The organism is Bacteroides sp. AM37-9, from assembly GCF_003603455.1.
GTDB classification, from domain to species: Bacteria; Bacteroidota; Bacteroidia; order Bacteroidales; family Bacteroidaceae; genus Bacteroides; species Bacteroides xylanisolvens.
In genome coordinates this window covers 1-7,685 of sequence record NZ_QTNF01000068.1, presented here as the reverse complement: position 1 = coordinate 7,685, position 7,685 = coordinate 1, and the positions used below count along the sequence as shown (strand labels likewise).

The following is a 7,685-nucleotide window of genomic DNA, read 5'->3' as shown; positions in this document are numbered from 1 at the left end:
GCCCTTTCAGGGCACTCCGCAAAATTATCATTTAGCTCATTTCTGCACGGAAATGACCAAGATTCACCTTTGTGTCCTCTGCGTCCTCCGTGGTGAATAGGCCCGTTTCAATAAGGGCATCCTCCTCCTTAATAAACGCCAAATAATGTAAAACCCGGAAACTTTCAAAACTATCTGCTGTTGTTGTGGGAAATTCGACGGGGAAAATCCCCATCGCCCTAAACCTTTAAAAAAACAAATTAGTATGGAAGATTTAAATTTCAGAAAAGGTGATGCAAAAACCGATGTATTTGGTTCAGACAGAATGTTACAACCCTCTCCGGTAGAGAAAATACCTGATGGACCTACTACTCCTGAAGTCGCCTATCAAATGGTGAAAGATGAAACATTTGCTCAAACCCAACCACGTTTGAATCTGGCTACTTTCGTGACTACTTATATGGATGAATACGCCACTAAGCTGATGAATGAGGCCATTAACATCAACTACATTGATGAAACAGAATATCCGCGTATCGCAGTGATGAACGGTAAATGTATCAACATCGTTGCCAACTTGTGGAACTCTCCTGAAAAAGATACCTGGAAAACCGGTGCTTTGGCTATCGGTTCTTCAGAAGCATGTATGTTGGGTGGTGTAGCCGCTTGGTTGCGTTGGCGTAAGAAAAGACAAGCACAGGGCAAACCGTTTGACAAACCAAACTTTGTTATTTCTACAGGTTTCCAGGTTGTTTGGGAAAAGTTTGCACAGTTGTGGCAGATTGAAATGCGTGAAGTGCCTTTGACACTCGAAAAAACCACTCTTGACCCCGAAGAAGCTTTGAAAATGTGTGATGAAAACACCATCTGTATCGTGCCTATCCAGGGTGTTACATGGACTGGACTGAATGATGACGTCGAAGCATTGGACAAAGCACTGGATGCTTACAATGCCAAGACCGGTTATGACATTCCTATCCACGTAGATGCCGCCAGTGGTGGTTTCATCCTTCCGTTCCTGTATCCGGAAAAGAAATGGGACTTCCGTTTGAAATGGGTACTTTCTATCAGCGTATCCGGCCATAAGTTTGGTTTGGTATATCCGGGACTCGGATGGGTTTGCTGGAAAGGCAAAGAATATCTGCCCGAAGAAATGTCATTCAGCGTAAATTATCTGGGTGCCAACATTACACAGGTAGGTTTGAACTTCTCTCGTCCGGCTGCACAAATCCTAGGGCAATATTATCAATTCATCCGTTTAGGATTCCAGGGATACAAAGAAGTGCAGTACAACTCCCTGCAAATTGCTAAATATATCCACAGCGAAATAGCCAAGATGGTTCCGTTTGTCAACTACTCTAATGATGTTGTGAACCCATTATTCATCTGGTATCTGAAACCGGAATATGCAAAGAACGCCAAATGGACCTTGTACGATTTGCAAGACAAACTATCCCAACACGGTTGGATGGTTCCTGCTTACACCTTGCCTTCCAAACTGGAAGATTATGTAGTGATGCGTGTCGTTGTCCGTCAGGGATTCAGCCGCGATATGGCAGATATGCTACTGGGCGACATCAACAACGCCATCACCGAACTGGAAAAACTGGAATATCCTACCCCTACCCGTATGGCTCAAGAAAAGAATCTTCCGGTAGAAGCTAAGATGTTCAACCATGGTGGTCGTCGTAAAACCGTAAAAAAATAAAAAAGATCTATGGATAAAAAAGTAACACTCGCTCAATTGAAAGAAGTGGTACAGGAGGCATACGATCAGGTAAAGACTAATACCGGCGGCAAGAACGCCGACTATATCCCCTACCTGGCAAATGTCAACAAAGATCTCTTTGGAATCAGTGTCTGCCTGCTCAACGGGCAGACCATCCATGTGGGAGATACTGACTACCGCTTCGGTATAGAATCCGTATCCAAAGTACATACGGCTATTCTGGCACTGCGCCAATATGGTGCCAAAGAAATCCTGGACAAGATTGGAGCCGATGCAACAGGCTTACCTTTCAATTCAATTATCGCCATCTTGCTGGAGAACGACCATCCGTCTACTCCGCTGGTAAACGCCGGAGCCATCTCCGCCTGCAGCATGGTGCAGCCCATTGGCGACTCTGCCAAGAAATGGGATGCCATCGTAGGAAACGTGACCGATTTATGCGGCAGCGCCCCACAGTTGATTGATGAATTGTACAAGTCCGAATCGGATACCAACTTCAACAACCGTTCTATCGCATGGTTGCTGAAAAATTATAATCGGATTTATGATGATCCGGATATGTCATTAGACCTCTACACCCGTCAGTGCTCATTAGGAGTGACTGCATTGCAGCTTTCCATTGCAGCCGGCACAATCGCCAACGGTGGTGTAAATCCGGTGACTAAGAAAGAAGTTTTTGATGCCACGCTGGCTCCTAAAATCACTGCCATGATTGCCGCAGTAGGTTTCTATGAACATACCGGCGACTGGATGTACACTTCCGGTATTCCTGCCAAGACAGGTGTAGGCGGTGGTGTGATGGGGGTACTGCCCGGACAGTTCGGTATTGCCGCCTTTGCTCCTCCTTTGGATGGATCGGGCAACTCCGTGAAAGCGCAGTTAGCTATTCAATACATCATGAACAAGCTGGAATTAAATGTGTTTAGCAACAACCATATCACCGTTGTTGACTAAAACTCTCTCTCGATCTCTTTTATAAGTAGGTAAAGGTTACTATCTCCCGATAGTAACCTTTTTCTATTCCTCCTTATCCCATTGATTTCCCGCTTGACTCCCCACCAGTGTTTTCAATACAAACGGTATTAATTATCAAATACAACAAATTAAATTTACCCCTATGCAACTCCAGTTATTAAAATGAGTATATCAGTGTCACTATTATTCACCCGGATAAGGTGGAACTTCTTCATTTAGAGACAGCAACTAACAGCTGTTTGCCTCTGTCTCTTTTCTACAAAGATAGAAAGTTATTCCACTTTTCCTCCCCTTTTCCTTCCATGCTTATAAAGAAAAGTAATAATACTATTAAGAAAAGTATTTCTAAGCTGATTTTCAACACATTACAATTACTCTCATTCTATCTGTTTTTATCCGCCACACAAGCATATTATGTATTAACCTTCTGTACGACAGCTTTTTCTGCCGATTCCTTTTGGGCGGAAGCCTTTTTCTGTTGTTCCTCCTCTTCGTAATATTGCTTTCTACGCTTGTTGGATTGTTGAATCAGATTTGTAATATAAACCGTAAAGATAGGAAACATCATCATACCCAAGGCGGCCAGCAAAACGGAAAGCACGCGCCCGGTCACGGTCTGCGCTATAATATTCGACCCCACGGTAGTGACATCCATAAAAGCCCACCACAAGGCATCTCCATAATCATTCACCAATGGATTTACCCGATGCTCGAGCACAAAAAATGCCAGACTGGAGAAATAAACTGTTGCCAGCAACATCGTCAGATAAGAGACAAACAGGCTCGAAGCCCGGTTGTAAGTCAGCCAGCCGACCACAATAGCAAGCGCATATCCTCCTCTTAATAAAGGAATGAAACGAAGCAGGTAGGTAATCTCATCCGAAAACGTCCATCCATAATATGCGATGATATTCTGATAAGGGATAGCCACCAATAAAAAGATAAAGTGTGTCCGCAGATAGCGTCCTTTATGTTTTGCCAAAAAGAACTCCAACACAAAATCGAAAAGAAACCAAAGGCAGATACATAGCTGTACCTTCATGTAAGAAGACTGTGTATAGAACGGAATTCCCTTAAAAGTATCCACCGAGATACTGATAACCAGAAAAAGAGACATTATTAATATAATAATGTGAAGAATACCATAAATCCCCTTTTTCCCGGAAATAAAATCTGAAAACGCTGATTTCATAACTACTTAGTTTATAATAAAATGGTTCACATATAATTTAGATTGTTTAGAAACAATCGAGAAAAGTAATTGTTCCGAAACAGGTAAATCGGGGGTTGCAATATCCCGTTCCGGCGATGTTAATTAACGAACTTTGAAAGAGATTGCGGAAACATCTCGCGCAAAATGTTGTTATAACACTGACTTTAAAATATTTTTCACTTAAAACCTTAACTTATGGCAAATATTAAAAATGCAGTGAAGCTGGGTGTGTTTACCCTTGCTATCATGAATGTTACGGCAGTAGTATCCTTGCGTGGACTACCGGCCGAGGCCGTATACGGAATGAGTTCGGCCTTCTATTATCTTTTTGCAGCTATTGTCTTTCTAATCCCTACATCGCTCGTTGCAGCCGAGTTGGCAGCAATGTTTCAGGATAAGCAGGGTGGTGTGTTCCGGTGGGTAGGCGAGGCCTACGGCAAGAAGCTGGGATTCCTCGCCATCTGGGTGCAATGGATCGAAAGTACGATCTGGTATCCGACAGTATTAACGTTTGGTGCCGTATCTATCGCTTTCATCGGAATGAATGACGTACATGACATGTCACTGGCAAACAATAAGTATTATACGCTCGTCGTCGTACTTATCATCTATTGGCTGGCCACTTTCATCTCCCTGAAAGGTATGAGCTGGGTAGGTAAAGTAGCCAAAATCGGTGGTATGGTCGGTACCATTATCCCAGCCGGATTGTTGATTATCTTAGGAATCATTTACCTGGCAACGGGCGGACATTCCAATATGGATTTCAACAGCAGCTTCTTCCCCGACTTTACCAACTTCGATAATGTCGTTCTTGCTGCCAGTATCTTCTTGTTTTATGCCGGTATGGAAATGGGCGGTATCCACGTAAAAGACGTAGATAACCCTTCTAAAAACTATCCGAAAGCCGTATTTATCGGTGCACTTATCACAGTGTTGATCTTCGTTTTGGGTACTTTCGCATTAGGTGTGATTATCCCTGCTAAAGACATCAACCTGACTCAAAGCCTGCTCGTCGGTTTCGACAACTATTTCAAATATATTCATGCTTCCTGGTTGTCACCAATCATTGCGGTCGCTCTTGCTTTCGGTGTATTGGCTGGTGTATTGACATGGGTTGCCGGTCCGTCCAAAGGTATATTTGCCGTAGGTAAAGCCGGTTATATGCCTCCGTTCTTCCAGAAAACAAACAAGCTGGGTGTACAGAAGAATATCTTGTTCGTACAGGGTATCGCTGTAACCGTATTAAGTTTGTTGTTTGTTGTTATGCCTTCCGTACAGAGTTTCTATCAAATTCTGTCACAGCTGACAGTTATTCTTTATCTGATTATGTACCTGTTGATGTTCTCCGGAGCTATCGCATTGCGTTATAAGATGAAGAAACTCAACCGTCCGTTCCGTATCGGTAAATCCGGCAACGGCCTGATGTGGTTTGTTGGCGGTCTTGGCTTTTGCGGATCATTACTTGCCTTCATTCTTAGCTTCATCCCGCCCAGCCAGATTTCTACCGGTAGCAACACCGTTTGGTTCTCCGTACTAATTATCGGTGCAATTATCGTTGTCGTTGCTCCGTTTATTATCTACGCTTCCAAGAAACCGTCTTGGGTAGATCCTAATTCCAATTTCGAACCGTTCCATTGGGAAGTTCAGGCTCAACCTGCCACTGCAAATGTTAGTGCAAGTAGCGTTAATGCTCCGCGTCCTGCTAATGCAACTTCTGCACACACAGGAGGAACAACTGGGACAAGCACAGCTACCCCCGGGGCAACCGCTTCTAATGCAGCAACTTCAGGCACAGCATCCTCCGGTTCAGCTTCCTTCGGAAGTTCCTCTGCCAGCAAAGCATCTCCGGGAACCGGAGACAAAGATAAGGATGCACCTAAGTCGTAAAGACTAAACATTCATCCTGTTCATCAAGAAGTTCAAGACAATTCGAAAAGCCTTGAATTTATAAAATCACCCTCACTACAGTCAAGTGAAGCATCTCCAAAAGTCAGATTTAACACTTTTGAGATACACTTTACAACTGTAGTAAGGGCGATTTACTTTATGGCTGTGGCTTAATCAATTCCGGCTTAATCACCCTCGGCAACACAAAGCTGAAAGTAGATCCCCGGTTGACCTTCGAATCGAGTTCGAGGTTTCCACCCAGATTTTGGATAATCGTTTGCGAAAGAGTCAGCCCAAGTCCCGTTCCCTGCATTTCACGGTCGAGTTTTATGAAACGTGAGAATATCTTTTTCTGGTCTTCTTCCGGTATACCAATGCCTGTGTCGGACACAAAAAAGTAAACTTCTTCCATTCCTTCCAAACGGCACCCGAAACGGATTTCACCCGACGCAGTAAATTTCATCGCATTATGTAAGAGGTTAGACAATACCTGAATGATGCGTTCTCGTTCCGAATACATCATAATAGGTTGTACATGCGCCTCACAAATCAATTCCACCGGCGAGTTATTCAATTTCGCCTTAAATATTCCATCCAATTCTCTCAACAAATCATTGGCATCAAACTCCTTATATACAAAATCTACCGTCCCGGATTCTATTTGAGAAAGATCGAAAATATCATTCACCAGGCGCAACAATCGTTCATTATTCTCTGCGATAATATCAGCATACATTTTTCTTTCCTCTTCGCCGGAAGCCGATACCATCAAACCGGAAAACCCGACAATAGCATTGAGCGGCGTACGAACTTCGTGACTCATATTAGCAATGAAGGCAGATTTCAATTTCTCGGCAGAGATGGAATGTTCTTTTTCAATGGCCAGTAACCTTTGCGCATTTTTCAGTTCTGTCACATCATAAACAGTCAACACCATATAATCTTTGCCATGAATATTCAAATAAGTACCCGATACTGATACATCGCAAGGAGTCACTGTCATTTCATCCTCACTCAACAACTTCATCGAGGCTTCCAGATTCTTAAAACTTGCTTTCTTATAAAAAGCCCTACCGATAGACGCACGAATACAACATAGTCTACACTGTTCGTGCTGACCACATTCACCAGCTGCAATCGCGTTTCTACAATGCAACAAATCCCCCACTCTTTTTGTAACTCCACCTACCTGAACAGGCAGACGGTTCAAAGAATAATAATTGGTGTCACAGACTACAAAATCCTTGTCAATCAATAAGAAGTAGGCATTGATGTTCTGCAAAACCAAAGCCAACTTCTTAAGTTCATTCTCTTTATTTTCTTTCGAATGTACCTCTTTTTGAAGTGACTGGCACTTTGCCCACACATAAATGAGGGTAGCTGATAGAACTATTATAATGATAATTGCCAGTGATGACATAGGATTAGAGTGTTTATAATGTTTTGATAGTTTCAGTGCGTAAATTTATAAAATATGCTGCATAAATAGTGAGTTATCTACATATTTATTCTAACACAAATACATTAATATTTTCATCGGTCAGAATTTGGCGAAATTTTCCCGCGAAGTTATTGCGGTATTAAAAAATATACTTATCTTTGCACCCGCAAACGAGAAAGGTGCCATAGCTCAGTTGGTAGAGCAAAGGACTGAAAATCCTTGTGTCCCCGGTTCGATTCCTGGTGGCACCACTTCTTAGGCAATCGGAATGTAGCGCAGTTGGTAGCGCACTACGTTCGGGACGTAGGGGTCGGGCGTTCGAGTCGCCTCATTCCGACAAGATAAAGGGTAACTTTCTGGATTACAGTAAGTTACCCTTTAATTTTATTTAGTCGCCGGGACGAAATCGGCTCAGTCTGAAAACTTGGGGGATTGCGTTAAAATTCTTATTTTTGCATCAT

At 43.0% G+C, this 7,685-nt stretch carries 6 protein-coding genes and 2 tRNA genes; 5 read left to right on the top strand and 3 right to left on the bottom strand.

Annotated features, from left to right (window positions below; genetic code table 11):
- Positions 1-31 precede the first annotated feature (31 nt).
- On the bottom strand, positions 32-214 hold the full coding sequence (locus DW862_RS26805; RefSeq protein WP_044132299.1) for a hypothetical protein: 183 nt from the start codon (positions 212-214) through the stop codon (positions 32-34).
- 30 nt (positions 215-244) lie between these two features.
- On the opposite strand from DW862_RS26805, the gene DW862_RS25275 reads away from it, so the two are divergent.
- Together DW862_RS25275 and glsA are read left to right on the top strand one after the other, a co-directional pair.
- Entirely contained in the window at positions 245-1,687 is a 1,443-nt protein-coding gene (locus tag DW862_RS25275; protein ID WP_008644927.1) for a glutamate decarboxylase, read from the top strand.
- Between the two features lie 9 nt (positions 1,688-1,696).
- The gene (glsA, locus tag DW862_RS25270; RefSeq protein WP_008026136.1) at positions 1,697-2,662 is read left to right on the top strand and encodes a glutaminase A; all 966 of its coding nucleotides are present in this window, start codon (positions 1,697-1,699) and stop codon (positions 2,660-2,662) included.
- Between the two features lie 433 nt (positions 2,663-3,095).
- On the opposite strand, the gene DW862_RS25265 is transcribed toward glsA, so the two are convergent.
- Entirely contained in the window at positions 3,096-3,875 is a 780-nt protein-coding gene (locus DW862_RS25265) for a potassium channel family protein (RefSeq protein WP_004316558.1), read from the bottom strand.
- 216 nt (positions 3,876-4,091) lie between these two features.
- Here DW862_RS25265 and gadC point away from each other — a divergent pair, with 216 nt between their 5' ends.
- The gene (gene gadC / locus DW862_RS25260) at positions 4,092-5,783 is read left to right on the top strand and encodes a putative glutamine/gamma-aminobutyrate antiporter GadC (protein WP_004316559.1); all 1,692 of its coding nucleotides are present in this window, start codon (positions 4,092-4,094) and stop codon (positions 5,781-5,783) included.
- Between the two features lie 157 nt (positions 5,784-5,940).
- Here the strand turns inward: gadC and DW862_RS25255 are convergent, their stop codons facing one another.
- Entirely contained in the window at positions 5,941-7,203 is a 1,263-nt protein-coding gene (locus DW862_RS25255) for a HAMP domain-containing sensor histidine kinase (RefSeq protein ID WP_120071119.1), read from the bottom strand.
- A 199-nt stretch (positions 7,204-7,402) separates the two neighbouring features.
- On the opposite strand from DW862_RS25255, the gene DW862_RS25250 reads away from it, so the two are divergent.
- Positions 7,403-7,475 (top strand) — tRNA-Phe (locus DW862_RS25250).
- A 13-nt stretch (positions 7,476-7,488) separates the two neighbouring features.
- Positions 7,489-7,561, top strand: a tRNA-Pro gene (locus tag DW862_RS25245).
- Positions 7,562-7,685: the final 124 nt, after the last annotated feature.

Bases quoted from the DNA above. Each gene is read 5' to 3' on its own strand.
- DW862_RS26805 (WP_044132299.1), bottom strand. From the start codon at position 214: ATGGGGATTTTCCCCGTCGAATTTCCCACAACAACAGCAGATAGTTTT.
- DW862_RS25275 (WP_008644927.1), top strand. From the start codon at position 245: ATGGAAGATTTAAATTTCAGAAAAGGTGATGCAAAAACCGATGTATTT.
- glsA (WP_008026136.1), top strand. From the start codon at position 1,697: ATGGATAAAAAAGTAACACTCGCTCAATTGAAAGAAGTGGTACAGGAG.
- DW862_RS25265 (WP_004316558.1), bottom strand. From the start codon at position 3,875: ATGAAATCAGCGTTTTCAGATTTTATTTCCGGGAAAAAGGGGATTTAT.
- gadC (WP_004316559.1), top strand. From the start codon at position 4,092: ATGGCAAATATTAAAAATGCAGTGAAGCTGGGTGTGTTTACCCTTGCT.
- DW862_RS25255 (WP_120071119.1), bottom strand. From the start codon at position 7,203: ATGTCATCACTGGCAATTATCATTATAATAGTTCTATCAGCTACCCTC.